This window comes from Micromonospora sp. NPDC052213 (genome assembly GCF_040679695.1).
Classification (GTDB): domain Bacteria; phylum Actinomycetota; class Actinomycetes; order Mycobacteriales; family Micromonosporaceae; genus Micromonospora.
In genome coordinates this window covers 1-1,007 of record NZ_JBFAVI010000430.1, presented here as the reverse complement: position 1 = coordinate 1,007, position 1,007 = coordinate 1, and the positions used below count along the sequence as shown (strand labels likewise).

1 protein-coding gene is annotated in these 1,007 nt (G+C 72.2%); it reads right to left on the bottom strand.

The features are described from left to right. Positions 1-740 (bottom strand): aldehyde dehydrogenase family protein (locus tag AB0L34_RS34515; protein WP_363709886.1); only part of this gene is annotated, 740 nt, incomplete at its 3' end. Positions 741-1,007 lie beyond the last annotated feature (267 nt).

Below are 1,007 nucleotides of genomic sequence, written 5' to 3'. Positions count from 1 at the left end.
TCCAGCGTGACGTGCTTGTCCGGGGCGGCCCGGCGGATGGCCGCGCCGACCGGCCCGGAGCCGGTGAACGACACGACCGGCAGGCGCGGGTCGGCGACCAGTTCGGCGGCGCGCTCGTTCGGTAGCGGCAGCACCGAGAACATGCCCTCGGGCAGGTCCGTCTCGGCCAGGATCTCGCCGAGCAGCAGCGCGGTGAGCGGGGTGGCCGGGGCCGGCTTGACCACGATCGGCGTACCGACGGCGAGCGCCGGGGCGACCTTGTGGGCGACCAGGTTGAGCGGAAAATTGAACGGCGTGATGCCGAGCACCGGCCCGCGCGGCACCCGCCGGACCAGGGCGATCCGGCCGGTGGCGGCGGGGTCGGTGTCGAGTCGTTGCAGGTCGCCGGAGAAGCGGCGGGCCTCCTCGGCGGCCCAGCGGAACGTGGAGATCGCGCGTCCCACCTCGGCCTTGGCCCATTTGACCGGCTTGCCGTTCTCGGCGGTGATCAGCGCGGCGACCTCGTCGGCCCGCTCGGCGAGCCGGCGGGAGACGTGGTCCAGGGCCGCCGCGCGGGCGTGCGCGGGCAGGGCCGCGGCCTCCGCTGCTACCCGGGTGGCCCCCGCGACGGCGGCTTCGACCTGGTCGGCCGTGGCGAGCGTGGTACGCCCCACCGGCTGCCCGTCGTACGGGTGGGTGACTGTCAGTTCGTCCTCGCCGTGGGCGGGGCGACCGGCGACGTAGAAGGCTCTCGGCTCCACGACCGGCAGCCTAGACCACAGGCGCTCACGCGGAAACAGTTGCTCAAACCCTTGTCTGCCTCGGATTTAGTAGCCAAGATGGCAGTCAGATTGCGATAACCTCCGCTGACCCTCTCCCCGGCCACCTTCACGGAGACTTCTGATGAGCGACCAGCAGCAGCTGCGCAACTTCGTCAACGGCGAGTACGTCGACCCGGTGGACGGCGGCTACGCCGACCTGATCGACCCGTGCACCGGCGTGGTCTTCGCCCAGGCCCCGGTCTCCGG